Source organism: Arthrobacter sp. Ld5 (genome assembly GCF_051172775.1).
Lineage (GTDB): Bacteria > Actinomycetota > Actinomycetes > Actinomycetales > Micrococcaceae > Arthrobacter_D.
In genome coordinates this window covers 163,822-187,529 of sequence record NZ_JBPKBO010000022.1, presented here as the reverse complement: position 1 = coordinate 187,529, position 23,708 = coordinate 163,822, and the positions used below count along the sequence as shown (strand labels likewise).

The 23,708-nt window shown below is 70.5% G+C and carries 24 protein-coding genes and 1 tRNA gene; 15 read left to right on the top strand and 10 right to left on the bottom strand.

Annotated elements, in window-relative coordinates; genetic code table 11:
* Positions 1-12 precede the first annotated feature (12 nt).
* The 4 genes from ACSGDB_RS11690 (at position 13) to ACSGDB_RS11675 (ending at position 4,104) form a co-directional block, all read left to right on the top strand.
* Positions 13-660, top strand: a complete 648-nt coding sequence (locus tag ACSGDB_RS11690) for a 4a-hydroxytetrahydrobiopterin dehydratase (protein WP_434994907.1) — start codon at positions 13-15, stop codon at positions 658-660.
* Between the two features lie 21 nt (positions 661-681).
* Positions 682-2,340, top strand: a complete 1,659-nt coding sequence (locus ACSGDB_RS11685) for an FAD-dependent monooxygenase (RefSeq protein ID WP_434994906.1) — start codon at positions 682-684, stop codon at positions 2,338-2,340.
* A gap of 71 nt (positions 2,341-2,411) precedes the next feature.
* Positions 2,412-2,837 carry a translesion error-prone DNA polymerase V autoproteolytic subunit gene (gene umuD / locus ACSGDB_RS11680; RefSeq protein ID WP_434994905.1) on the top strand — a complete coding sequence of 142 codons (426 nt, stop codon included), beginning with the start codon at positions 2,412-2,414 and terminating at the stop codon, positions 2,835-2,837.
* A complete protein-coding gene (locus tag ACSGDB_RS11675) occupies positions 2,830-4,104 on the top strand; it encodes a Y-family DNA polymerase (RefSeq protein ID WP_434994904.1) in 1,275 nt (424 codons plus the stop codon). Before umuD ends, ACSGDB_RS11675 begins: the two co-directional genes overlap by 8 nt.
* A 27-nt stretch (positions 4,105-4,131) precedes the next feature.
* Here ACSGDB_RS11675 and ACSGDB_RS11670 read toward each other — a convergent pair whose 3' ends face one another.
* The 7 genes from ACSGDB_RS11670 to ACSGDB_RS11640 form a co-directional block, all read right to left on the bottom strand.
* A complete protein-coding gene (locus tag ACSGDB_RS11670) occupies positions 4,132-4,515 on the bottom strand; it encodes a response regulator transcription factor (RefSeq protein ID WP_434994903.1) in 384 nt (127 codons plus the stop codon).
* Positions 4,516-4,642: 127 nt separating this feature from the next.
* Positions 4,643-5,047: a monovalent cation/H(+) antiporter subunit G gene (gene mnhG / locus ACSGDB_RS11665; protein ID WP_434994902.1), complete on the bottom strand. Its 405-nt coding sequence runs from the start codon at positions 5,045-5,047 to the stop codon at positions 4,643-4,645.
* A gap of 4 nt (positions 5,048-5,051) precedes the next feature.
* Positions 5,052-5,309 (bottom strand): monovalent cation/H+ antiporter complex subunit F, encoded by a 258-nt coding sequence (locus ACSGDB_RS11660; RefSeq protein WP_434994901.1) that lies wholly within the window; start codon positions 5,307-5,309, stop codon positions 5,052-5,054.
* Positions 5,306-5,854: a Na+/H+ antiporter subunit E gene (locus tag ACSGDB_RS11655; RefSeq protein WP_434994898.1), complete on the bottom strand. Its 549-nt coding sequence runs from the start codon at positions 5,852-5,854 to the stop codon at positions 5,306-5,308. The genes ACSGDB_RS11660 and ACSGDB_RS11655 overlap by 4 nt, the downstream gene beginning before the upstream one ends.
* The gene (locus ACSGDB_RS11650) at positions 5,851-7,461 is read right to left on the bottom strand and encodes a Na+/H+ antiporter subunit D (protein WP_434994896.1); all 1,611 of its coding nucleotides are present in this window, start codon (positions 7,459-7,461) and stop codon (positions 5,851-5,853) included. The genes ACSGDB_RS11655 and ACSGDB_RS11650 overlap by 4 nt, the downstream gene beginning before the upstream one ends.
* Positions 7,458-7,991 carry a Na(+)/H(+) antiporter subunit C gene (locus ACSGDB_RS11645; protein WP_434994895.1) on the bottom strand — a complete coding sequence of 178 codons (534 nt, stop codon included), beginning with the start codon at positions 7,989-7,991 and terminating at the stop codon, positions 7,458-7,460. Before ACSGDB_RS11645 ends, ACSGDB_RS11650 begins: the two co-directional genes overlap by 4 nt.
* Positions 7,988-10,984 (bottom strand): Na+/H+ antiporter subunit A, encoded by a 2,997-nt coding sequence (locus ACSGDB_RS11640; protein WP_434995116.1) that lies wholly within the window; start codon positions 10,982-10,984, stop codon positions 7,988-7,990. The genes ACSGDB_RS11645 and ACSGDB_RS11640 overlap by 4 nt, the downstream gene beginning before the upstream one ends.
* 152 nt (positions 10,985-11,136) lie before the next feature.
* Between ACSGDB_RS11640 and ACSGDB_RS11635 the strand changes: the two genes are divergently transcribed.
* The gene (locus ACSGDB_RS11635) at positions 11,137-12,525 is read left to right on the top strand and encodes an MFS transporter (RefSeq protein ID WP_434994893.1); all 1,389 of its coding nucleotides are present in this window, start codon (positions 11,137-11,139) and stop codon (positions 12,523-12,525) included.
* Positions 12,526-12,530: 5 nt separating this feature from the next.
* On the opposite strand, the gene dcd is transcribed toward ACSGDB_RS11635, so the two are convergent.
* Positions 12,531-13,106, bottom strand: coding sequence for a dCTP deaminase (dcd, locus tag ACSGDB_RS11630; protein ID WP_434994892.1), 576 nt, complete (start codon positions 13,104-13,106; stop codon positions 12,531-12,533).
* Between the two features lie 44 nt (positions 13,107-13,150).
* The gene (locus ACSGDB_RS11625; RefSeq protein ID WP_434994891.1) at positions 13,151-14,005 is read right to left on the bottom strand and encodes a tryptophan 2,3-dioxygenase; all 855 of its coding nucleotides are present in this window, start codon (positions 14,003-14,005) and stop codon (positions 13,151-13,153) included.
* An 80-nt stretch (positions 14,006-14,085) separates the two neighbouring features.
* Between ACSGDB_RS11625 and ACSGDB_RS11620 the strand changes: the two genes are divergently transcribed.
* The 10 genes from ACSGDB_RS11620 to ACSGDB_RS11575 all read left to right on the top strand — a co-directional run bounded on the left by ACSGDB_RS11620 (position 14,086) and on the right by ACSGDB_RS11575 (position 22,447).
* The gene (locus tag ACSGDB_RS11620; protein WP_434994889.1) at positions 14,086-15,132 is read left to right on the top strand and encodes a M4 family metallopeptidase; all 1,047 of its coding nucleotides are present in this window, start codon (positions 14,086-14,088) and stop codon (positions 15,130-15,132) included.
* Positions 15,129-15,515, top strand: coding sequence for a protealysin inhibitor emfourin (locus ACSGDB_RS11615; protein WP_434994888.1), 387 nt, complete (start codon positions 15,129-15,131; stop codon positions 15,513-15,515). Before ACSGDB_RS11620 ends, ACSGDB_RS11615 begins: the two co-directional genes overlap by 4 nt.
* A 26-nt stretch (positions 15,516-15,541) precedes the next feature.
* Positions 15,542-15,612 (top strand) — tRNA-Gly (locus tag ACSGDB_RS11610).
* Positions 15,613-15,711: 99 nt separating this feature from the next.
* The gene (panD, locus tag ACSGDB_RS11605; protein ID WP_434994887.1) at positions 15,712-16,143 is read left to right on the top strand and encodes an aspartate 1-decarboxylase; all 432 of its coding nucleotides are present in this window, start codon (positions 15,712-15,714) and stop codon (positions 16,141-16,143) included.
* 198 nt (positions 16,144-16,341) lie between these two features.
* Entirely contained in the window at positions 16,342-17,658 is a 1,317-nt protein-coding gene (locus tag ACSGDB_RS11600) for an extracellular solute-binding protein (RefSeq protein ID WP_434994886.1), read from the top strand.
* Positions 17,655-18,668, top strand: coding sequence for a carbohydrate ABC transporter permease (locus ACSGDB_RS11595; protein WP_434994885.1), 1,014 nt, complete (start codon positions 17,655-17,657; stop codon positions 18,666-18,668). Before ACSGDB_RS11600 ends, ACSGDB_RS11595 begins: the two co-directional genes overlap by 4 nt.
* Positions 18,668-19,516: a carbohydrate ABC transporter permease gene (locus ACSGDB_RS11590; protein ID WP_394248654.1), complete on the top strand. Its 849-nt coding sequence runs from the start codon at positions 18,668-18,670 to the stop codon at positions 19,514-19,516. Before ACSGDB_RS11595 ends, ACSGDB_RS11590 begins: the two co-directional genes overlap by 1 nt.
* A gap of 30 nt (positions 19,517-19,546) precedes the next feature.
* Entirely contained in the window at positions 19,547-20,911 is a 1,365-nt protein-coding gene (locus ACSGDB_RS11585; RefSeq protein WP_434994883.1) for an ABC transporter ATP-binding protein, read from the top strand.
* 148 nt (positions 20,912-21,059) lie between these two features.
* The gene (locus tag ACSGDB_RS11580; RefSeq protein WP_434994881.1) at positions 21,060-21,437 is read left to right on the top strand and encodes a hypothetical protein; all 378 of its coding nucleotides are present in this window, start codon (positions 21,060-21,062) and stop codon (positions 21,435-21,437) included.
* A gap of 26 nt (positions 21,438-21,463) precedes the next feature.
* On the top strand, positions 21,464-22,447 hold the full coding sequence (locus tag ACSGDB_RS11575) for a hypothetical protein (protein WP_434994879.1): 984 nt from the start codon (positions 21,464-21,466) through the stop codon (positions 22,445-22,447).
* 22 nt (positions 22,448-22,469) lie between these two features.
* On the opposite strand, the gene ACSGDB_RS11570 is transcribed toward ACSGDB_RS11575, so the two are convergent.
* On the bottom strand, positions 22,470-23,561 hold the full coding sequence (locus ACSGDB_RS11570; protein WP_434994877.1) for an SDR family oxidoreductase: 1,092 nt from the start codon (positions 23,559-23,561) through the stop codon (positions 22,470-22,472).
* Positions 23,562-23,708: the final 147 nt, after the last annotated feature.

The following is a 23,708-nucleotide window of genomic DNA, read 5'->3' as shown; positions in this document are numbered from 1 at the left end:
CATACTGGCGGCATGACCCTCCTCACCACGCAGCAGGTCCTCGACGCCGGCCTCACCGACTGGCGCAAACTGGCCAAGGCACTGCACGCCCGCTTCCTCACCGGCGACTTCGCCACCGGGCTCGCCCTCGTCACGGCGATCGGCGACCTCGCGGAGGAGGCGGGTCACCACCCCGACGTCGTCCTGACCTACCCGCACGTCGACGTCACGCTCCTCAGCCACGACGCCTCCGGCGTGACGGAGCGCGACGTCGACCTCGCGCGGCGGATCAGTGCGGCCGCCGCCGAGCACGGCGTCGCGGCGGACCCCGCGGCGCCCGCCGTCGTCGAGCTCGCCCTCGACACCGCCGACGTCGCCGCCCTCGGCCCGTTCTGGGCGGCCCTGCTGACCGGTGACGCCGGCGCGGTGGACGGCGACGACGTCGAGGACCCGGGCGGGCGCGTCCCCCTCCTCTGGTTCCAGCACACCGACGCCCACGAGACCCCCCGGCAGCGCTTCCACCTCGACGTCTGGGTGCCGCACGATGCCGCGGAGGCACGGATCGCCGCCGCCGTGGCCGCGGGCGGACGCGTGGTCGACGACGCCCGGGCGCCCTCGTTCACGGTCCTCGCGGATCCCGAGGGCAACCGCGCCTGCGTCTGCACCGCCCTGGAGCGCTGAACACATCCTCGGGAGGCGAGCATGACCCATGGGAGCGCAGCCCCCGAAGACGTCGACGTCCTCGTCATCGGCGCGGGCCCCACGGGCCTGACGCTGGCGAACTGGCTGGTGAAGCTGCGGGTGCGCATCGCGGTGGTCGATGGCAAGGACGGCCCGACCGTGGAGTCCCGTGCCCTCGGAGTGCATTCACGCTCGATGGAGATCTACGACCAGCTCGGGGTCGTCGATCGCGTGCTGGCCGAGGCCGTGCGCGTGCAGTCGATCCGGCAGGGATTCGAGCATGCCTCCTTCGCGGCGGTACCGCTCGCGGGGTTCGGCCGGGGGATCACGCCGTACCCCGGCGTCTACATCCTGGAGCAGAGCGCCAACGAGCGTCTCCTCGGCGACAACCTGCGCGCGCTGGGTGGATCCGTGAGGTGGCGGCACCGGGTGTCCTCTCTGGAGCAGACCGACGGCGGTGTCCTCGTCGTCGTCGACGGCCCTGCCGGCTCCTCGACGATCCGCGCGCAGTTCGCCGTCGGCTGCGACGGAGCATCCTCCACCGTCCGGTCCCTGTGCGGAACGGCCTTCGAGGGGACGACCAGCCGGCAGAGCTTCTTCCTCGTGGACGCCGTGGGCGTCGGCGGGTTGGTCCCCGCGTCCATCAACGTCCGCCTGGGCGCCACCTCGTTCCTCCTCGCGTTCCCCATGCGGCCCGGCGACGACGGCAGGACCGGGCATCGCCTGATCGGTATCGCCGGCGATGACGACGCCCCGTCCACGACCGAGGACTCCGCACGCCGCCGCCTGGCCGAGGTCTTCGGGGTCACCTACGAGGATTCCCGCTGGTTCTCGACCTACCGCGTCCACCACCGGATCGCGGCACGGTTCCGCGACCGTTCGGTCCTCCTCGCCGGTGACGCGGCCCACGTCCACTCCCCGGTCGGCGCGCAGGGCATGAACACGGGGCTCCAGGACGCACACAACCTCGCGTTCAAGCTCGACGACGTCGTGTCCGGCCGGGCACCCGAGGCACTTCTCGACCGCTACGAGGCCGAGCGCCGGCCCGTGGCCGTACGCCTCCTGCAGACGACGGACACCGTCTTCCGCGGGGTCACGTCCGAGGCGCGGCGGGCTGTCCTGATCCGCCGCTTCGTGCCGCGGGTGGTGCTGCCCGTCGCGGTCGCCGTCCTGCCCCGCCTGCCGATCGGCCGTCGCGTCGCGGGCTACCTCGGGCAGATCCGCATCCACTACCGGCTGGAGGGTTCCGCGTCCGGGCGGCGAGCCCGCCGGGACGCCGTCGTGGGCCGCCGGCTCCAGTGGACCGGCGAGAACTTCGACGTGCTGCGCTCCGCGTCCTGGCAGCTGCACCTGTACGCCCCCGACGATGCTGCGGTGCGACGTGCCGAGGCCGCCGCCCTCGAGCTCGGGCTCCCGCTGCACGTCTTCGACTCCACCGGGTCCACGCCCCTGCGACCCGGCACCCTGTACCTCGTGCGGCCGGACGGCTTCGTGGCCGCCGCGTCCCTCCCCGCCGGGGCCGTCGTCCCGTTCCGGGCGGCGCGGGAGGGTTCCCCCACGTCTCCCGCCGAGCCATCCGCGCGCCGGGCACCCCGTCCCCTGCGCCGCCGTCGGACGGCCCGCCCCGGCGGAGCCGCCGGGAACGAAGGAGTCGGCGGAAGCGTCGGTGGCACGGTCTAGGCTTCGACGGACGGCACGCCCACCGCGGGTCGATGGCGCGTCGGCGGACGACGGCGGGAAGGAGCGGGACGATGGATGGTTCCGGTGCGGCCGGATCGGCGCTGGGTCGGCCGGCCGGCGGGGCGGAGGTCGGCTCGCTCCTGCCGTCGGGCTACGCGTCTCCCGCGCAGGACTGGTTCGAGGACCGGATCGACCTCAACCGCCACCTCATCCAGGACATCACGAGCACGTACATCGTGCGGGTCTCCGGGGACGCCATGGACGGCGCCGGGATCTCCGACGGCGACGAGCTGATCGTCGACCGCGCCCTCCGGCCGGCCGACGGCTCGGTGGTCATCGCCGTACTCGACGGCGAGCTCGTCATCCGGAGGATCCGCATCGCACCCACCGGCGTGGTGCTCGTCGCCGCGAGCCCGGGCCACGAACCCTTCCCCGTGCCCGATCCGGATGCCCTCGTGATCTGGGGCGTCGCCACCCGGTGCCTGCACCGTGTCTGAGCACGGCCGCAGCATCGCGCTCGTCGACGTCAACAACTTCTACGTCTCCGCCGAACGGGCCTTCGACCCGTCGCTCGAAGGCCGGCCCCTCGTCGTCCTCTCGAACAACGACGGCTGCGTGATCACCCGGAGCCCCGAGGCCAAGGCCCTCGGCATCACGATGGGCACACCCTGGTTCCGCATCGCGGGCCAGGCGCCGGCCTGGGGGCTGCAGGTGCGCTCGAGCAACTACGAGCTCTACGGCGACCTGAGCGCCCGCGTCATGGAACTCCTCGGCCGCCACACCGGGCACCTCGAGATCTACAGCATCGACGAGGCCTTCCTGACCCTCGCCGGTCCGGCCGCCGCCCAACGGCGGGCGGGAACGGAGATCCGGACCGCCGTGCGCCGCCACGTCGGCCTCCCCGTCTGCGTGGGGATCGCACCCACCAAGACCCTCGCCAAGCTCGCCAACCGCTGGGCCAAGGGCAATCCGGAGTTCGAGGGTGTGTGCCACTGGGGCCTGGTCCCCGAGGAGAACCGGCGGTCCCTGCTCCGGCGGCTCGCGGCCTCGGAGGTCTGGGGCGTCGGCGCTCGGAACGCACAGCGGCTGGGCGCGCTCGGGATCGACTCGGCCTGGGACCTCGCCGCCGCGGACCCCCTGACCATCCGCAAGCGCTTCTCGGTGGTCCTGATGCGGACCGTCCTGGAACTGCAGGGCACCCCCTGCATCACCGGACGTGAGTCCACCGGCACCGAGCAGGTCCTCTACTCCCGGTCGTTCGGGGCACCGGTGAGTACCCGGGAGGCCATGCACCAGGCCCTCAGCGTCTACGCGCAGGGCGCCGCCTCCCGCCTGGCCCGGAAGAACCTGCAGGGACGGGTCATCACGGCCTTCGCCGCCACGTCACCCTTCGCTGGGGGCCGGACGAGCACGCCCACCATCTGTACCCCCCTGCCCGCACACACTGCGGATCCCCTCGAACTCTCGCGTGCCGCGGACACGCTCCTCCCTCTGATCGAGGAGGGCGTGCCCTACATCCGTGCCGGCGTCGTCGTCACCGACCTGCGACCCGCGGGCGCCCAGGCGCTGCTGCCCGCCGACGGACCGGCGCTCAGGGACACCGGCCCGCTCCTGCAGGACGTGGGGCGGCGCTTCGGACGGTCGGCCATCGGGCTCGGGCACGCCGGGCTGAAGGGCGGGGCGGACTGGACCATGAAGCGGGACATGCTCTCACCGCACTACACGACGAAGTGGTCCGAGCTGCCGGTGGTCAGGGCCCGGTAGTCGCCCGCGACGCCGGCGGGGGTCGCGTCACGCGGCGTCGCGGAAGCCCCCGGAGGGGAGGACGTCGTCGAGGTAGGCGCGGAGCGCGCGCGGGCTGAAGGGCTTCGCCAGGAACTGGTCGGCGCCGGCCGCCAGGCACTGGTCCGCGGTGAGCTGCGGCGGCCGCGCGGAGATGGTGAGGATGTGGGCGTCGGAATGCGCCCGGAGCCGGGGGCAGAGGTCGAGCCCGTCCACATCGGGCAGATTGAGGTCCAGCGTGACGAGGTCCGGCCGGACGGCGTCGACGAGCCGCTGGCCCTCCGCTCCGGTGGACGCCTCGTGCACGGTGAACCGGCGCCCGGACAGCACGATGGCGAGCAGCCGGCGGATGTCGGCGTCATCCTCGATGACGACCGCATGGCGCTGCGGCATCGGCGCCTCCTCCCGACCGTGGACATGATTATCAGCGAGCTTATCATTTCCGCGCTGCTGGCCCGCCCGGGTCGGGAGGAGTGCCATACCGGCGGGTCGTCGCGGCGGGCGCAGGACCGCGGACGGGTCAGGCCGGGCCGCCGCCGGCGTCCGGGCGTGTCTCGCCCGGCCGGCCGGGCCGTCCGGGATCCGCCGCGGCGGCCCGCGCCACGACGTCGTCGAGCTCGTCCAGGGTGAGGAGGTCCCGGCGGAGGTGCCGCGTGCGGTAGCCGGCCCGGCCCACCATGTGCGCCGACACGGGGCTGGTGAGCAGCTGGAAGATCCAGCAGAGCACCAGCAGCGGGACCAGCGGCCAGCTCTCGGACTCCACGGCGAGCGCGAGGAGGAACAGGAGCAGTCCGAGGACCTGGGGCTTGGTCGCGGCGTGCATGCGGGAGAGCAGATCCGGGAAACGCACGAGGCCGATCCCTGCAGCGAGGGACATCAGGGCGCCACCGATCAGGAGGATCGAGACGATCACGTCGTTCACCATGGCGCTACTTCCTGTCCGTGACGAAACGGGCGACCGTGACGGAGCCGATGAACCCGACGACCGAGATCACGACGAGCAGCACGAGGTTGTCGAGGTGGCGCCCGACCACCATGTTCAGGACGAGGGCCGCACCGATGACGGCCAGGACGACGTCGAGCGCGAGCACGCGATCGAGGATCGACGGCCCGCGGACCGCCCGGTAGAGGGCCAGCAGCACGGCGACGGCGAGTATTCCTCCGGTGACATAGACGGCGATCGTCATCGGCGTGCCTCTTCTTCCCTCAGCGCGGCGAGGTCCGCGCGGCTGCCCATGATCCTGATGAGCCAGACCTCGGTGGCCCGGACGTCCCGCCGGATGGCCTCGGCGTCCTCGTCGGAACGGATGTGGAGGCAGTGCAGGTAGAGGGTCGACGTGGAACGGTCGACCTCCAGGACGAGGGATCCCGGGATCAGCGAGATGGCGTGGCCGGTCGCCGTGACGAGGAAGTCCGAGCGGCTCCGGAGCTGCACGGCCACCACGGCGCTGCGCAGGGACGGCCCCCGCGTGAGGGCCAGCCAGAACACCTCGGCGCTGGCGACCACCAGACGGGACAGGAACCGTCCGAGGAACGGGACGACCCACAGCACGTTGAACCTGCCCGTCAGTTCGACCGGCGGCAGGTAGAAGAAATTCACGACGCCGTAGGCGATGATCGCGCCGAACACGAGGGTGCCGGGGCTGAAGTCCTGCCAGAGGGCGCCCCACACGAGCACGAGCCAGATGACGAGCGGCAGTTCGGTGATGAGGGGGATGCGCTGGCGGCTCATCCGTCCGCTCCCGGCCCGAGGACGGCCTCGATGTAGGGGGTGCGGTCGAGCATCTCCTGGGCGGCGCCGTCGCTCAGCGAGAACAGCGGCCCGGCGAGGACGGTCAGGGCGAGCCCGAGGGCGACGAGGCCGACCGTGGGGCCGGTCATGGTGCGCGGCAGGAGCGTCACGGGGTCCTTGCCGGCGAAGCGCCCGGTGTCCTCCCCCGTGACGTGGCGGGAGGTGCCCACGCTCGAGCCGTCCGCCTTGCTCGCCAGCAGGATGGGGTCCGGGTCCTCCGCGTCGGCGGGGCTGCGCCAGAAGGCACGGTTCCAGACCCTCGCCATGACGAGGAGGGTCAGCAGGCTCGTCAGCACTCCCCCGGCGACCAGCGCGTACGCGAGCGGGGTCCCGAGCTCCACGCCGGCCTGGATGAGGCCGAGCTTGCCGAGGAAGCCTGAGAACGGAGGGATGCCGGCGAGGTTCATGGCGGGCAGGAAGAACAGGATGCCGAGGAGCGGTGAGAGCTTCGCGAGTCCCCCGAGGCGGTCGACGTTCGCCGTCCCGCCCCGGCGCTCGATCAGCCCCGTGACGAGGAACAGGCTCGTCTGCACGGTGATGTGGTGCGCCACGTAGTAGACCGCGGCGCCGAGGCCGACCCGCGAGGAGATGGCCAGCCCGAAGATCATGTAGCCGATATGGCTGACGAGGGTGAAGGACAGGAGCCGTTTGATGTCGGACTGCACGAGCGCGCCGAGGATGCCCACCACCATGGTGAGCAGCGCGACGACCATGAGGAGCGAATTGATGCGGTCGCCGGGGAACAGCAGCGTCTCGACCCGGACCATCGCGTAGACGCCCACCTTGGTCAGCAGCCCGGCGAAGACGGCGGTCACCGGGGCGGGGGCGGTCGGGTACGAGTCCGGCAGCCAGAAGGACAGCGGGAAGACGGCGGCCTTGATGCCGAACGCCACGAGCAGCATGAGGTGGAGCACCATCTGCGTCGCCGGGTCCACCGCCTCCAGCTTCACCGCGAGATCCGCCATGTTGACCGTGCCGGTCGCGCCGTAGATCATCGCGATGCTGATGAGGAACAGCATCGAGGACACCACGCTGACGACGACGTAGGTCACGCCGGCACGGATCCGCGGGGCGGTGCCGCCGAGGGTCATGAGGACGTAGCTCGCGGTCAGCAGGATCTCGAAGCCGACATACAGGTTGAACAGGTCACCCGTCAGGAAGGCGTTGGACACCCCCGCGACGAGGATGAGGTACGTGGGGTGGAAGATCGAGACCGGGCCGTCCTCGTCGCCGTCGGCCATGCCCTGGCCTGCGGCGTAGATCAGCACCGCCAGGCTGATCGCGGAGGACACCACGAGCATCAGGGCGGAGAACTGGTCCACCACGAGCACGATGCCGAACGGAGGCTCCCACCCGCCGAGCCGCACCGCCTGCGTTCCCGAGGAGGGCGCGGCGAGCAGCATCACCACCTCGACGATGAGGGTCACGCCGAGGGTCGAGATGCTGACGGCGCGCTGCGCCCGCGAATGGCGGATGAGCAGGAACGTGACGGCCGCTCCGAGGAAGGGCAGGACGATCGCGAGCGGGGCCAGGTCGGCGGCGATCACCGGTGGTCCTCCGGTCGGCGCGTCGTGGCGGCGGGATCGTCGACGCCTCCGCGGGCGCCGTCCCCGGGGGTCGCGCCGTGGGCGGTCGCGCCGCTGCGCGGGGCGGGATCCTCGTCGTCGAAGAACTCCGAGGTCTCCGCGACGACGTCGGCGTCGTCCTCCCAGTCGTAGCTGTCCTGGTCCGCGACGCGGCGATCCTCCGGGTCGTCCTGGACGTCGTCCTCGCGGCCCAGGACCCACGACCGGTAGATGATGCCGAGCATGAACGCCGTGACCGCGAACGTGATGACGATGGCCGTCAGGATCAGGGCCTGGGGCAGGCTGTCGGCGTAGTCCTCCGCGGGGGTCCCCGCGACGTAGAGCGGCGACTTGCCGCCGCCCCCGCTCATGGCGAGCATCAGGATGTTCGCACCGTTGCCGAGGAGGATCAGGCCGAGCAGCACGCGGGTCAGGCTGCGTTCCAGGAGCAGGTAGATCCCCGCGGCGAAGAACGCCGCCATGAGCACGATGAGCGTGAGGTCGACGGTCACGGCTGGGCTCCCTCGGCGACGGGCGGGACGAGCGCGTCGGACGCGGGGTCCTCCTCGACGGGCTGCCCCGCCTCGCTGTGCTCGTCGATCTCGGAGCCCAGGCTCCGCAGGACGTCCAGGACAAGACCGACGACGATGATGTAGACCCCGATATCGAAGATGGTGGACGTCACGAACTTCACGTCGCCGAAGACCGGCAGCGAGAACTCGAGGATGTAGCTCTCCAGGACCGCACCGCCGATCAGCAGGGGCGCAGCCGCGGTGAGGGAGACGATCGCGAGCCCGATGCCGAGCAGCGCCCCGGCGCTGACCGGGCTGGCCTCGGCCAGCTCGAACCGGCCGCCCGCGAGGTACCGGATGGCGAGCGCGAGCCCGGCGGTGAGCCCGCCGGCGAAGCCCCCGCCCGGGAGGTTGTGGCCGGCGACCAGCAGGTAGATGGACAGCACGATGATGGTGTGGAAGAGCAGGCGGGTGATCACCTCGAAGATGATCGACCGGCGCTCGGGCGCGAGGGTCCGCCCCGCCACGAGCCAGGGGTCGCGCGGGACGTCCGTGAACCGCGCCGCGAGCTCCCGGGCGGCGACGGCCCGGCCGGCCACGTCCAGCGGCTCCTGCCCCCGGTCCACCGAGCCGTCCTCGACGTCGGAGGCCCTGCGCCGTGTGTCACCGCGCCCGCGGATGAAGATCAGGCTCGCGATCCCGGTCGCGGCGATCGCCAGGACCGTGATCTCGCCGAAGGTGTCCCACGCGCGGATGTCGACGAGCAGGACGTTGACGGCGTTGGCACCGCCGCCGTCGTCGTAGGCCATCTCCGGGTAGGCGAGGGAGATGGGCGCCGCGGTGCGGGAGGCCATGGCCGACATCGCGATCACGGCCATGATGCCACCGAAGGCCACGCCGAGCCCCGCCCGCAGGATCCGGTGCCGGCTCCCCGCGCGGTTCCACAGCCGGGCCGGGAGGGAGCGCAGGGCGAGGACGAACGCGACCAGCACGATCGTCTCGACGAGCATCTGGGTGAGCGCGAGGTCGGGAGCCCCGTGCAGCGCGAAGATCGCCGCCATGCCGTACCCGGTGATCCCGACCATCAGGACGGCCATGAAGCGCTTGGTGGACCGCAGCGCGGCGATGATGCCGACGATGATGACCAGCGCTGCGACGAGCTGCGCGGGCGACTCCGCGATCCTGATGTCCGACGGCATGGGGGCGTCGAACAGGACGAGGGCGGCGAGCGGGGTGAGGACGGCGGTCGTCAGGATGACGAAGAGGTAGAAGGACAGCGACCCGCGCTGCGTGCGCCCCGTGATCCATACGGCGACGTCGTCGAGCACGCCGATCAGCGAGCGGTAGACCACCTCCGCCTCCCGCACCGCCGGCAGGCGTCCCTGCACGCGTTCGAACGGCCCGCGCAGCAGGTACAGCCCGGTGCCGGCCGCGATGGTGACCGCGGTGAGGAGCAGCGGAAGGTTGAAACCGTGCCACAGGGCCAGGTACGACGCCTCGCCGTCGGCCGGGAACAGCGTGGCGTACGGCTGGACGACGGCGTCCAGCGGCGCCGGCCAGAACCCGAACACCACGGAGGCGACCGCGAGCACGGCGGGTGCCAGCAGGAAGGACGTGCGGACCGGCCTGAACGGGGTCTGCGGCCGACCGTGCTTCAGCGCGAAGGCCCCCCACACGAAGCGCGCACTGTAGGCGAAGGTCAGGATGGAGCCGAGGACGATCCCCCCGAGGAGGAGCGTGCCGGCGACCCCGTCCTCGGCGCGGTGGACGAACGCCTCGAGGACCGATTCCTTCGCTACGAACCCCAGGAGCGGCGGCACCCCGGCCATGGACGCGGCGGCGACGAGGGCGACGGCGAACAGCGCCGGTGACGTGGCACCCACCCCGGACAGGACCCGCAGGTCGCGGGTGCCGGAGTGGTGGTCGATGATGCCGACGACGAGGAAGAGCGTGGCCTTGAAGAAGCCGTGCGCCAGCAGCAGGGCGAGTCCGGCGACGGCGCCGTCGCGTCCGCCGAGCCCCACCACCATGATCAGGAATCCGAGCTGGCTCACCGTCCCGTAGGCCAGCACGAGCTTGAGGTCGGACTGGCGCAGCGCACGCCAGCCCCCGAGCAGCATGGTCGCCATCCCGAGCCCGAAGACGACCGGGTACCAGAAGGCGGTGTCCGCGAACCCCGGGGCGAACCGCGCCACGAGGAAGACGCCGGCCTTGACCATCGCCGCCGCGTGCAGGTAGGCGCTGACGGGGGTGGGGGCGGCCATGGCCCCGGGCAGCCAGAAATGGAAGGGGACGAGCGCGGACTTCGTGATGGCGCCGACCAGCACGAGGCCGATCGCGACGTCGATCAGCAGGCCGCCGGCCGCGAGGGTGCCGGCGTCGGCCATGATCTCGGAGATGCGGTAGGTCCCGGCCTCCTGTCCCAGGATGATCAAGCCCACGAGCATCGCCAGGCCGCCGAACGTCGTCACGATCAGGGCCTGCAGGGCGGAGCGCCGGGCGGAGAGCCGCTGCCGCGAGTACCCGATCAGCAGGTAGGACAGGATGGTGGTCAGTTCCCAGAAGATGAACAGGAGGATCAGGTCGTCGGCGGTGACCAGCCCGAACATCGACGCCGCGAAGGCGAGGAGCTGGGCACCGAAGGCGCCGACGTCGGGATCGTCGTTCTTGAAGTAGCGGGCGCAGTAGAACAGGACGAGGGCCCCGACGCCGAGGATCAGGATGCACAGGACCGCCGCGAGGGCGTCGAGCCGGAAGGACAGCTCGACCTGCAGGCTGGGGATCCAGGGGATGGTCAGCGACGGCGGGGCGCCGGGACTGCCGTTCGGCGCCCCCTGGTCCGCGGCCAGGACCTGCGGCAGGACGGTCAGGAGCCAGGCGAAACCGGCGGCGGGCGCGGCGGCGAGGACGAAGAAGGCGGACCGCCCGAACCGGGCGAAGAGCAAGGGCGCCACGAGTGCGAGCGCGAACAACGCGATCAGCACGGTGAGCATCGAGTCTCGATCTTCCACTGGGGGTCGGTCGGGCTCCTCCCAGTCTACCCGGGAAATGCTTCAACGTTTCAGTGTTGCCCGCTGCGCGCACCGTCCGACGGCGTCCGTGCGCCTCGGCGTGACCGGGATCATGCGGGGCTAGCATTCACCGTATGAGTACCCATGAGCCGCTTCCGCTCCCGGCGGAGGCGCCCGCTCCGACCCCCCTCCGCGGTTCCGGCCGCATCTTCAGCCGGCCGGTCATGGCCTGGGCGTCGTGGGACTGGGGGTCGGCCGCCTTCAACGCCGTAATGACCACCTTCGTATTCACGGTGTACCTCACCTCCGATGCCTTCGGGGGCGAGGCCCGCGCCTCGCAGGTGCTCGGGTGGGGCCTCGCCGTCGCGGGCCTGCTCATCGCACTGCTCGCACCGGTCATCGGGCAGCGGTCGGACACCGGGGGTCGCCGGAAGCTCTGGCTGGGCGTGAACAGCGCGATCGTGGCCGTCCTGACGGCGCTGTGCTTCTTCGTCTTCCCCAGCCCGGAGATGCTGATCGTCGGCGTCGCGCTCATCGCCGCGGCGAACATCTTCTTCGAGTTCGCGGGCGTCAACTACAACGCGATGCTGACGCAGGTCTCGACGCCGGCGACGATCGGCCGGGTCAGCGGCTTCGGCTGGGCCATGGGCTACGTGGGGGGCATCGTGGCCCTCGTGGTGGTCCTCGTGGTCTTCATCGAGCCCGTCGTCGACTGGCCGGGTGCCTCGGGCGAGGACGGACTGAACATCCGCCTCGTGGCCGTCTTCTCGGCGCTGTGGTTCGCAGCCTTCGCCCTACCCGTGATGGTCACCGTGCCGGAGGTCCCCCGGAAGGCCAGGGCGGCGCAGGTCGCCTTCTTCGCCTCCTACGGCCTGCTCCTGCGCCGTGTGAAGGCGATCTACCGCCAGAGCCCGCACACCATCTTCTTCCTGCTGGCCAGCGCCGTCTTCCGCGACGGGCTCGCGGCGGTGTTCACCTTCGGCGGGATCCTCGCAGCGGGGACCTTCGGCTTCTCGACGAGCATGGTCATCGTCTTCGCCATCGCGGCGAACGTGATCGCCGCGATCGGGGCGGTCGTGGGCGGCTTCCTCGACGACCGCATCGGGCCGAAGCGGGTCATCATCGGCGCCCTGGTCGGCCTGCTGGTGGCGGGGACGGCGATCCTCGTCCTGGGCACGGGATCGTATTCCTTCTTCGGCATGGACTGGACGGCGGACACGACGTTCTGGGTCTTCGGCCTCCTGCTGACGCTCTTCGTCGGCCCGGCGCAGTCGTCCTCCCGCGGCTATCTCGCGCGCCTGGCCCCGGTCGGCGACGAGGGGGAACTCTTCGGCCTCTATGCGACGACCGGCCGGGCCGTGAGCTTCCTCGCGCCGGCGCTGTTCGCGCTGTGCATCGGGATCTTCGGCTCACAGCTCTACGGCGTGGTCGGGATCCTCGCGGTCCTCCTCGCGGGGCTCCTGCTCCTGCTCCCGGTCCGGTCGCCGGAGCGGGTGACGCGCGCCGTCGTGCCGGAGGCCTGAGCCGGTCAGATGTCGGTTCGGTGGAAGTTCAGGTGGCTGCGCGACGCCGTCGGGCCGCGCTGGCCCTGGTAGCGGTTCCCGTACTCGCCCGAGCCGTAGGGATGCTCGGCCGGGGACGTGAGCCGGAAGAAGCACAGCTGGCCGATCTTGGAGCCCGGCCACAGCTTGATCGGCAGGGTGGCCATGTTGGACAGCTCGAGGGTCACGTGGCCCGAGAAGCCGGGGTCGATGAACCCTGCCGTCGAATGGGTGAGCAGCCCGAGACGGCCGAGCGAGGACTTCCCCTCGAGCCTTGCGGCGATGTCGTCGGGCAGCGTGACCGTCTCGTACGTGGAGCCGAGGACGAACTCTCCGGGGTGCAGGATGAACGGCTCGTCGGGCGCCACCTCGACCAGGCGCGTGAGCTCCGGCTGGTCCTCTGCGGGGTCGATGTGCGCGTACTTGTGGTTGTCGAAGAGCCGGAAGTAGCGGTCGATGCGGACGTCGACGCTGGAGGGCTGCACCATCGCCGGGTCGAGCGGTTCGAGGACGATCCGCTGGGCTGCGAGTTCTGCTCGGATGTCGCGGTCGGAGATCAGCACCGTCCAAAGTTACCAGCCCGGCGGGGGCGATCCGCCGCGGCGGATCAGCGTCCGATCTCCGTGCGGACGGCGAAGAGTTCGGGGAAGAACGTGAGTTCGAGGGCGCGCTGCAGGAAGCCGACGCCGGACGAGCCACCCGTCCCCGCCTTGAACCCGATGGTCCGCGCGACGGTCTTCAGGTGCCGGAAACGCCACAGCTGGAAGTTGTCCTCGAGGTCGACGAGCTCCTCGCAGGCCTCGTAGACGTCCCAGTGGCCCGCGGCGTCCTCGTAGACCTGCTTGTAGACGGCGACGAGCGCCGGCGTGAACTCGTGGGCGAGGCTGACGTCGCGGGCGAGCAGGTCCGCCGGGACGGCGTAGCCCCGCCGGGCCAGCAGGGCGATGAACTCGTCGTACACGCTGCTCGTTCCCAGCAGGTCGGAGAGCAGGGCGCGTGCGGCGGGGTCGGCGTCGAACACCCCGATCATCGCGGCGTTCTTGTTGCCGAGCAGGAACTCGACGGCACGGTACTGGTAGGACTGGAAGCCGCTGGAGGACCCGAGGTCGCCGCGGAACTCCGCGTACTCCGACGGCGTGAGGGTCGCCAGGACGGACCACTGCTCGGTCAGCGAGCGCTGGATGTGCTTGATGCGGGCGATGCCCTTCATCGCGGCGCGCAGGTCGTCGGCCCGCAGGTGCAGACGCACCGCGCGGAGTTCGTGGAGCACGAGCTTCAGCCACAGCTCGGAGGTCTGGTGCTGGATGATGAACAGCATCTCGTCGTGGTGCTCCGGCGAGCTCACGGGGTGCTGGGCGTCGAGCAGCCGGTCGAGGTCCAGGTACGAGCCGTAGCTCATCTTGTCGGAGAAGTCGCGCTCGATCCCCTGCTCCAGATCGCGGGTGTTCCGTTCGACGCTCATGCCGCCCAGCCTACGTGCGCGCGGTACGGCGAGGAATGTCGGCCCGCCGGTCTACCGTGGGACCACCGAAGGAGGCCCCCATGCCGCGAACCCCCTGCAGCATCGTCCCCCCGCACCTGCTCACCCGCCTCGCCTCGCTGCGGGACGCACGGCACGCCGTCGCGTCCCAGGCGGCACGCCGCGCCCTCCGGGAACTGGACCCGCTGACGCACGCCCGCGCCGAGGCGCTCCGGGCGCCCGTGCGCCGGTCCGCCGTCGTCGGGACGCTCACCCGCCGTATCCGGGACGCCGGGGGTCGCGAGGAGCTCCCCGGAACCCTCGTGCGGGGCGAGGGCGCCGCACCCACGGGCGACGCCGCCGCCGACGAGGCCTACGACGGACTCGGCTCCACCTACCGGCTGTTCAGCGAGGCGTACGGACGCTCGTCGATCGACGGCGCGGGCCTGCCCCTCGACGCCACGGTGCATTACGGGACCGGCTACGACAACGCGTTCTGGGACGGCGAGCGCATGGTCTTCGGCGACGGCGACGGCGAGATCTTCGGCCGGTTCACGGCATCCCTGACGGTCATCAGCCACGAACTCGCCCACGGCTTCACGCAGTACTCCACGAACCTCGAGTACCGGGGGCAGTCCGGCGCGCTGAACGAGTCGCTCTCGGACGTCTTCGGCGTCCTCGTCGAACAGCGCGAGTTCGGGCAGGATGCGGCGTCTGCCTCCTGGCTCGTGGGCGCGGGCCTGTTCACGGCGGAGGTGCAGGGCGTCGCCCTGCGGTCGCTCGCGGCGCCGGGGACGGCGTACGACGACGACGTGCTGGGCAGGGATCCCCAGCCCGCCACGATGGCGGACTACGTCGAGACGACGTCGGACAACGGCGGGGTGCACATCAACTCCGGGATCCCCAACCATGCCTTCTATCTCGCTGCCACGGCCGTGGGAGGCCGGGCCTGGGAGGGCGCCGGGCGTATCTGGTACGACGCCGTCCTCAGCGGGAGCATCCCACCGGACTGCGACTTCCCGGGGTTCGCGGCCGCGACGGCCGACGCCGCGAACGCGCGGTTCGGGGCCGGCAGCCGCGAGGCCGCCGCCGTCGCCGATGCCTGGGCCGCGGTGGGTGTGCTGCAGTGAGGATCGAGATCACCCGCTCCGGGGGCGTCGGCGGACTGACGCGGACCTGGAGCCTGGAGGTCAGCCGGGAGGAGGCCGAGGAGCGCTGGCTGCCGCTCGCCGAGGCGGAGGCGTCGGCGGAAACGCGTCCGGGGGAGGCCGCGCGGCAGCCCGACACGGGCCCGCCGGGTCCTTCGCGGGACCGGTTCACCTACCGCATCACCGTTGGCTACACCGAGGTGTCCGTTCCCGAGAGCCGGCTCGCGGCGCCGTGGCGGGAACTGATCGACCGGGCCCGCGCCGGCACCCGGGGCGGGCCTGCGACGGGTCCGGGCGCCCGACCCGCACCGGGTGCCGAACCCTCCTCCGAGGGTGGGCACGGCACGCCGGAAGAATTGTTGTAAGGTGATGGAGCGGTTTCAACTGCCGTGCGGGCGTAGCTCAATGGTAGAGCGCTAGCTTCCCAAGCTCGATACGCGGGTTCGATTCCCGTCGCCCGCTCTCTTCTTCCCCGGCAGGGCATTGACGTCCTGCCGCGTGTGCCCGAGGACACTCGGAGGCCTGCCCGTTCCCGGCCTGATCGGCAGTATCCTTGAGGCGATGATTCGCACAATGTTCGCCTCGAAGATCCACCGCGCCACGGTCACGCACGCCGATCTGCACTACGTCGGCTCGGTCACCGTGGACCTCGACCTGCTCGACGCCGCCGACATCCTGCCCGGGGAGCTCGTCTCGATCGTCGACGTCACGAACGGCGCCCGGCTCGAGACCTACACGATCGCCGGGGTGCGGGGTTCCGGGGTGATCGGCATCAACGGCGCCGCGGCGCACCTCGTGCAGCCCGGCGACCTGGTCATCCTGATCGCCTACGCGCAGATGAGCACCGAGGAGGCCCGCGCGTTCATCCCCACCGTCGTCCACGTGGATGCGGACAATCGGATCGTCGAACGGGGCTCGGACCCGGCCGAGGCCGTCACGGAGGGCCTCGAGCGCCCGCCGTTCGCCCTGGACACCACCGCCGTCCCCGCCTGAGCCGCTCCCTCCCCCCGTCGTCGGCCTACCATGTCCGGCGGCCTCGGCGCAGCCACCGTTCCGGTCGTGTAACACCGAACAGGTTGCCTAGCGCATCCCGTTCCCAAGGCATAGGGTCGGAAAGCAAGCTCGCTTAGGCTGTCGATTCGCTCGAACCGTCAGCCGGGCTGTCTACGAGGATGTGGAGGCTCGGTACGAATGCCGATCAGTCGAAGAACGCGCAATGGAAAGAGCCGTCCGAAGGCCGCCGTCCTGGCGGGCCTGGTGATCGGCACGATGGCGATGAGCGGGTGCACCCCCGCGGAGGCCGACAACAGCCTGACCTGGTACATCAACCCCGACGCCGGGGGGCAGGCCGCGATCGCCCAGAAGTGCAGTGACGAGTCCGGTGGCCGCTACCGCATCGAGACCTCGCTCCTTCCGAACGATGCCGCGTCGCAGCGCGAACAGCTCGCCCGCCGCCTGGCGGCTGGAGACACCTCGCTGGACATCATGAGTCTCGATCCCCCGTTCGTCCCCGAACTCGCAGAACCCGGATTCCTGGCGCCGGTGCCGGACGAGGTCGCCGAGGGCGCCACCGAGAACGTCGTGGAGGGGGCCATCGCCGGGGCCACCTGGAAGGACGAGCTCGTCACCGTCCCGTTCTGGGCCAACACGCAGATCCTGTGGTACCGGAAGTCGGTCGCCGAGGCCGCGGGACTCGACATGAGCGGGCCCGTCACCTGGGAGCAGATCATGGAGGCTGCCCGGACCCAGGACAAGACCCTCGGGGTGCAGGGCGCCCAGGCCGAATCGATGACGGTGTGGGTCAACGCGCTGATCGAATCGGCCGGCGGATCGATCATCGTCGACCCCGAGGCGACCGCGGAGACGATCGAACTCGCCATCGACTCCGAAGCCGGCGTCGCCGCGGCGGACGTGATCTCCACGATCGGCAACGACGGCCTCGGCGGTCCCGGCCTTCCCACCCAGGCGGAGAACGAATCCCTCATCGGTTTCCAGGGCGACTCGGGGTCCTTCATGGTGAACTGGCCGTTCGTCTGGCCCGCGACGGTCGCCGCCGTCGAGGCGGGCTCCCTCGATCAGGCGGTCCTGGACGATATCGCCTGGGGCATCTACCCGCGCATGATGGAGGACGAGGAGGCAGCTCCCCCGCTGGGCGGGATCAACCTCGGCGTCGGCGCGGAGAGCGACAACCCCGAACTCGCGTACGAGGCCATCGAGTGCATCGTCTCGGTGGAGAACCAGGCGGAGTACTTCCTGACCAACGGCAATCCGCCGGCCAACACCGAAGCCTATGAGGACCCTCGCATCGAGGAACAGTTCCCCATGGCGGAGACCATCCGGGACTCGCTCCAGTTGGCGGCACCCCGACCGCAGACCCCGTTCTACAACGAAATATCCACCGGCATCCAGCAGACCTGGGCGCCGCCCGAAGGCGTCGACCCCGATACGACTCCGGAGAGGTCGAGCAACTTCATCCTTTCGGTCCTCAGAGGGGAGCAACTCCTATGACCTCCGCGATCCCAGCAAAGACAACGACGGCGTCATCCTCCGAACCCGGCCCAAAGCTGGACGCAGGCAACGGCAAGGGCAACGGCAACGGCAGGAAGCCGCGGGTCCAGTACAGCGACCGGGCGCGTGCGGAACGGCGACTCGGCTGGATGCTGGCCGGGCCCGCATTCATCATCATGCTTGCGGTCACGCTGTACCCGATCCTGCAGGCCGTCTACGACTCCCTCTTCCAGTTCCGCCTCACGGCACCGGACGAGCGGGCGTTCATCGGCTTCGAGAACTACGCCGTGATCCTCACGGACCCGGTCTGGTGGGCCGCCCTGCGCACCACGGTGCTCATCACCCTGGTGACGGTCGTCGTCGAACTGGTGCTCGGTTTCGCCCTCGCCCTCGTGATGCACAAGGCCCTGAAGTCCGTCCGGGGCATCCTGCGCACGGCGATCCTCGTGCCGTACGGCATCATCACCGTGGTCTCGGCGTTCGCCTGGTTCTACGCCTTCGACATCAACTCCGGGTATGTGAACAACTGGTTCAACTGGGTGCCCGGTATCGACGAGAACCTCAACTGGTTCGCCCAGGGCGGCACGGCCCTGTTCGTCATCATGGCCTCCGAGATCTGGAAGACCACGCCGTTCATCTCGCTGCTGCTCCTCGCCGGCCTCGCCCAGGTGCCGGACGAGCTCACCGAGGCGGCGAAGGTCGACGGCGCCACCTGGTGGGAGCAGATGCGCAAGGTCATCATCCCCAACATGAAGGCCGCGATCATGGTCGCGGTGCTGTTCAGGGCACTGGATGCGTTCCGCATCTTCGACAACGTGTTCATCATGACCAACGGCGCCTACGGTACGGAAGTGCTGTCGCTGCTCGCCTACCGGCAATCGATCAGCCGGCTCGAGATCGGGTTGGGCTCCGCCGTCTCCGTCCTCCTGTTCCTGTGCGTCCTGCTGATCTGCTTCGTGGCGATCAAGCTGTTCAAGGTCGATCTCGCCGGATCGCAGGGAGGAAAGTAATGACGAACAACAGCACCAGGCACAAGGTCCTGTGGGCAGTCATCACGGTCGTCGTGATGCTCTATGCGCTGTTCCCCGTCGCGTCGATCCTCGCCACGTCCTTCAAGACACCGAGCGACCTCACGAGCGGCAAGTTCCTCCCGTCGTCGGGGACGGCGACGACGAGCAACTACGAGCAGATCCTGGTCGGCGACGCCCAGGAACTGTTCCTCTCGTCGCTGCGCAACTCCGTCGGCATCGCCCTGATCGCGACGTTCATCGCCGTCGTCCTGGCGACGCTGTGCGCCTACGCGATCGCCCGCCTGGACTTCCCGGGGAAGAAGGTCATCCTGACCACGGCACTGGCCGTGTCGATCTTCCCCGTGATCTCCATCGTGACCCCCCTGTTCAACCTGTGGCGCACCATCGGCCTCTACGACACCTGGCTCGGCCTGATCATCCCGTACCTCTCGCTCACCCTGCCCATCTCCATCTGGACCCTCGCCGCCTTCTTCCGGCAGATCCCGTGGGAGCTGGAGCAGGCGGCCCAGGTGGACGGGGCGACCACGTGGCAGGCGTTCCGCAAGGCGATCATCCCGCTGGCAGCACCGGGGGTCTTCACGACGGCGATCATCGCCTTCTTCATCGCATGGAACGACTTCGTGTACGGCATCTCGCTGACCTCCACCGAGGCGGCCCGCCCCGTCCCTGCGGCGCTGGCCTTCTTCACCGGAGCCTCGCAGTTCGAGGCCCCGACCGGGGCCATCTCGGCGGCCGCGATCATCGTCACGATCCCGGTCGTCCTGCTGGTCCTGCTCTTCCAACGCCAGATCGTCTCAGGCCTGACCTCGGGCGCCGTCAAGGGCTAACGCCCCCGGTTCAAGTAAAGGATTCGCACCATGGCTTCAATCACCCTCAACCACCTGGTCAAGAAATATGGCGACGGGTTCCCCGCCGTCAACGACATCAGCATCGACATCGCCGACGGCGAGTTCATCATCCTCGTCGGCCCGTCCGGCTGCGGGAAGTCCACGCTGCTCCGCATGATCGTGGGCCTCGAGGACATCACGGACGGCGACCTCCTGATCGACGGGCAGCGCGTCAACGAGAAGGCTCCCCGCGACCGCAACCTGGCGATGGTCTTCCAGAACTACGCGCTGTACCCGCACCTGACGGTGTACGAGAACATCGCGTTCCCCCTGCGCCTGGCCAAGGGCAAGCACTCCGAGGAGCAGGTCGACAAGCTCGTCACCGAGGCCGCGGCCACGCTCGAACTCACCGACCACCTGCAGCGCAAGCCCGCGAACCTCTCCGGCGGCCAGCGGCAGCGCGTCGCGATGGGCCGGGCGATCGTGCGGCAGGCGGACGCGTTCCTCTTCGACGAGCCGCTGTCCAACCTCGACGCCAAGCTCCGCGGCCAGATGCGGTCCGAGATCTCACAGATGCAGCGGCGCCTCGGCGTCACCTCGGTCTACGTCACCCACGACCAGACCGAGGCGATGACGCTGGGCGACCGCGTGGCCGTGCTGAAGAAGGGCGAGCTGCAGCAGATCGCGTCGCCGCGCGAGCTCTACGAGCAGCCGGTCAACCTGTTCGTCGCGGGCTTCATCGGCTCGCCGTCGATGAACTTCCTGCCGGCCACCCTGGAGGGCACCACCCTCAAGACCGCCATCGGCGACCTCGAGATCCCCGAGGAGAAAGCCCGGAAGGCGGCCGGCAAGAAGGTGGTCCTCGTGGGCGTCCGGCCCGAGTTCTTCGAGGACGCGAAGCTGGTCGAGGACAGCAAGAGGCCCCACGGCTCGACCTTCGCGGCGACCCTCACGCACACCGAATGGCTCGGGAACGAGCAGTACGGGTACATCAACTTCGACCCGGCACCCGAGATGCGTGAACTGCTGAACGGTCTCGCCCGGGAGATGGACGCCGATGAACTGCGCCCGCAGGTCGTCGTCACCCTCGACGCCTCCAGCCGCATCCGGGGCGGACGCGAGTCGGAGCTCTGGGTCGACACCCGGAAGCTCCACCTCTTCGACGCCGAGTCCGGGGAGAACCTGACGCGGGACGCCGAGGCCGGTGCCGCCCTGACCCGTGAGGCCGCCGAGGAGCGGGCCGAGGAGATCGCGAACGCCCAGCACGACGCCGGGCGCAGGGACTCCGACGCTCCCGGAGGGCTCGAGGGGGCGAACGGCGGGAACTCCGCCACCGTCGACGCCGGCCGGGCCGGTGGCGCGACGGCGGCCGGCGGGAAGCACGCCGCAGGCTGACCGCGACGGCGCCCGCGCCATCCGCAGGCAGGACCGGCACCCCGGAGGGTGCCGGTCCTGCTGTGTAGTCTGGCTCCATGGCTGACCACGCAGGTACCCCTCGCGGCGGTATCTGCACGATGCGCCGACGTCCGGACAGGCCCCCGTGGTGCTGATCGAGATTCTCAGTTCGACCCTCACCGTGCTGGGACTGGTACTTCTCCTCGCCGCGCTCGTGGTCCGGCTCGTGGACGGTTCGTGGAGCAGGACACAGGCCGTCGCCTTCATGCACGAGGGGCATCCCTACCTGCGCTGGCACGACCACCGGTTCCGCATCGTCGAAGCCCTGTGGTCCAGCGGCCGACGGCGTCGCCCGATGCCGCCCCCTCCCCCGCTGCCGCCGGGTGAGGACGTCACCATCTTCTACCAGGTCCGGCACCCCACGCAGTGGTCGCTCGACGCGCCCTACCGCGGCGCGCGGCGCACGGCGATCATCGGGCTCGCCTGTGCTGTCGCCGGGGTCGTCCTGGGCTTCCTTCCCGGCTGATCCGGCCCACCCGGTAACGTGGAAGCGTGAACATCACCCCGGCCATGAAGGTCCTCGCGGTGTGGCTGCTCGGGCTCCTGCTCGTGGGCGCGGCTTTCTTCGCGACCGTCTCCTTCCTGAACGGGCGGCTCTACAGCCCGGAACACCAGGTGGACCTGTACCTCGGCGCGCTGCGGAACGGCGACGGCGGGGCGGCCCTGGGCCTGCTCAACGCCTCGGTCCCGGAGGGGTCCAATCCCACGCTGCTGGACGGCGACGCGCTCCGTCGGGCGAGTGCGGCGGTCAAGGACATCGAGGTCGGCGATGCGCAGGACGCCGGCGCCGACCGCGTCGAGGTCCCCGTCACCTACACCCTGGACGGCGCGGAGACGACGACGGTGTTCCCGCTCGAGCGCATCGACACCGAGTGGGGCTTCTTCAACGTCTGGCGCTTCGAGGAGTCGGTGCTGCCCACCGTGCAGGTCACCGCGCAGCACACCGTCGAGGCCGCGGTGAACGGCGTCGACGTCGGCCTCCCCGAGGGCGCGGCCGGCCTGGCCTCGTTCTACCCGGCCGCCGTCACCGCGCAGTACGACGGGAAGTTCTTCGCCGCCCCCGAACAGCGCGCCGTGGTGACCGGCGCCGAAGCCCCTCCTCCCCTTGCGCTCACCACCGAGTCGACGCCGGAACTCACCCAGGCTGTCGACGACGAGCTCCGGGCCTTCCTCGACGGGTGCGCGAAGCAGACCGTCTTCCAGCCCACGAACTGCCCCTTCAACTACGTGACGAACGAGCGCCTGGCCGGGGACATCACCTGGTCCATCGCGGAGTACCCCGCCGTCAGCATCACCCCGGCCGACGGCGACTGGTCCCTGGCGCCGCTGCGCGGGTCCGCGCGCATCGACACGCAGCTGCGCGACTTCTTCTCCGGGGCGGTCCGGGACGTCTCGGAGACGGTCCCGTTCGAGTTCGAGGCCGATCTCACGGTGACGGAGGACGACGTCACCGTCACACCCGTCGTGCGGTACTAGCTCCCGCGCGAAGGGCTGCGCCTCAGGGGATGAGCTTCTCCGCACGGTAGCGCTCGAACAGGGTCGTGAACGCGTCGAGGGTCCGGCGGTACCCGGTGAAGCCGGCCACCCGGCTCTTCCCCATGTCGGTGACCACTTCGATCCCCCGCCCGAGGTCGCTGTCCGTGTGCCACCAGGACGCCAGGCGGTCCAGCCGGGGTTCGGTGAGGCCGTGGCGCCCGGCGAGGTCGGCCCACTGGTCCTGGCGTCCGGCCATCGCCTGCTCCAGCGGCCGCGGCGCGCCGTCGTAGCCCTCCCAGTCGACGCCGAACCAGGCGGCGAGTTGCGGCCACATCCAGCGCCACCGGAAGACATCGCCGTTGACGATGTTGAACGCCTCGTCGGCAGCCGCCGGCGTCGTCGACGCCCACAGCATGTGCTCGGCCAGCAGGCCGGCGTCCGTCATGTCGGTGAGCCCGTTCCACTGGGTTTCCGAACCGGGGAACACGAACGGCTCCCCCGTGTCCCGGCACAGGGCCGCCTGCGTGGCGAGCGTGAGGCCCATGTTCATCGCGTTGCCGACGGCGTGGCCGATCACGGTGTGCGCCCGGTGCGCCGACCAGCTGAAGCCCTGGTCCGCCGCGGCGGCGAACAGTTCGTCCTCCTGCGCGTAGTAGAAGTTGCGGACGGGCAGGCGCGGCTCCTCCTCGTGGAACGGCGTGTCCGCCATCTCCCCGGCCGCATAGGCCTCGAAGGGGCCGAGGTAGTGCTTGAGCCCCGTCATGAGAGCCACGTGCACCAGGGGCTTCCCGCGCAGGGCGGCGAGCAGGTCGCGCAGCATGGCGGCGTTGACCTCGATGTTCTCCTCCTCGGTGTCCCGGCGGGACCAGGCGGTGAAGAAGATGTGCGTGGGGTGCTCGGGGGCGAGGACCGCGGCGAGCGCCGCGGCCGAGGTGAGGTCCGCGGACAGCCAGCGCACGCCCTCCTGCGCGGGCCCGGGCCGACGCGACAGGGCCAGCACGGGCCACCCCTCGGCGGTGAGTCTCCCGACGAGGGCGGACCCGGCGATGCCGGTCGCCCCTACTACGAGGGCTGTTCGTGGGCTCGGGTCTGCGGGGCTGTGATCGGTCGTCATAATGCGCTCCTCGTGGTGGTCCCTGCCGGGTGCCGGCACGGTGGATGAGGCCCGCGACGCCTGTCGCAGGTCATGGACGGCCCTGGCACCGCGCGTCGGGGTCATGGACGGCCCTGGCACCGCGCGTCGGGGTCGGAGCCGGGGCAT

Excerpts from the sequence above, each read along its gene's own strand:
- umuD (WP_434994905.1), top strand. The coding sequence starts at position 2,412 with ATGGATGGTTCCGGTGCGGCCGGATCGGCGCTGGGTCGGCCGGCCGGC.
- panD (WP_434994887.1), top strand. The coding sequence starts at position 15,712 with ATGATTCGCACAATGTTCGCCTCGAAGATCCACCGCGCCACGGTCACG.
- ACSGDB_RS11585 (WP_434994883.1), top strand. The coding sequence starts at position 19,547 with ATGGCTTCAATCACCCTCAACCACCTGGTCAAGAAATATGGCGACGGG.
- ACSGDB_RS11600 (WP_434994886.1), top strand. The coding sequence starts at position 16,342 with ATGCCGATCAGTCGAAGAACGCGCAATGGAAAGAGCCGTCCGAAGGCC.
- ACSGDB_RS11690 (WP_434994907.1), top strand. The coding sequence starts at position 13 with ATGACCCTCCTCACCACGCAGCAGGTCCTCGACGCCGGCCTCACCGAC.
- ACSGDB_RS11590 (WP_394248654.1), top strand. The coding sequence starts at position 18,668 with ATGACGAACAACAGCACCAGGCACAAGGTCCTGTGGGCAGTCATCACG.
- ACSGDB_RS11640 (WP_434995116.1), bottom strand. The coding sequence starts at position 10,984 with ATGCTCACCGTGCTGATCGCGTTGTTCGCGCTCGCACTCGTGGCGCCC.
- mnhG (WP_434994902.1), bottom strand. The coding sequence starts at position 5,047 with ATGGTGAACGACGTGATCGTCTCGATCCTCCTGATCGGTGGCGCCCTG.
- ACSGDB_RS11670 (WP_434994903.1), bottom strand. The coding sequence starts at position 4,515 with ATGCCGCAGCGCCATGCGGTCGTCATCGAGGATGACGCCGACATCCGC.
- ACSGDB_RS11620 (WP_434994889.1), top strand. The coding sequence starts at position 14,086 with ATGCCGCGAACCCCCTGCAGCATCGTCCCCCCGCACCTGCTCACCCGC.
- ACSGDB_RS11570 (WP_434994877.1), bottom strand. The coding sequence starts at position 23,561 with ATGACGACCGATCACAGCCCCGCAGACCCGAGCCCACGAACAGCCCTC.
- ACSGDB_RS11685 (WP_434994906.1), top strand. The coding sequence starts at position 682 with ATGACCCATGGGAGCGCAGCCCCCGAAGACGTCGACGTCCTCGTCATC.
- ACSGDB_RS11595 (WP_434994885.1), top strand. The coding sequence starts at position 17,655 with ATGACCTCCGCGATCCCAGCAAAGACAACGACGGCGTCATCCTCCGAA.
- ACSGDB_RS11660 (WP_434994901.1), bottom strand. The coding sequence starts at position 5,309 with ATGACGATCGCCGTCTATGTCACCGGAGGAATACTCGCCGTCGCCGTG.
- ACSGDB_RS11625 (WP_434994891.1), bottom strand. The coding sequence starts at position 14,005 with ATGAGCGTCGAACGGAACACCCGCGATCTGGAGCAGGGGATCGAGCGC.
- ACSGDB_RS11635 (WP_434994893.1), top strand. The coding sequence starts at position 11,137 with ATGAGTACCCATGAGCCGCTTCCGCTCCCGGCGGAGGCGCCCGCTCCG.
- ACSGDB_RS11655 (WP_434994898.1), bottom strand. The coding sequence starts at position 5,854 with ATGAGCCGCCAGCGCATCCCCCTCATCACCGAACTGCCGCTCGTCATC.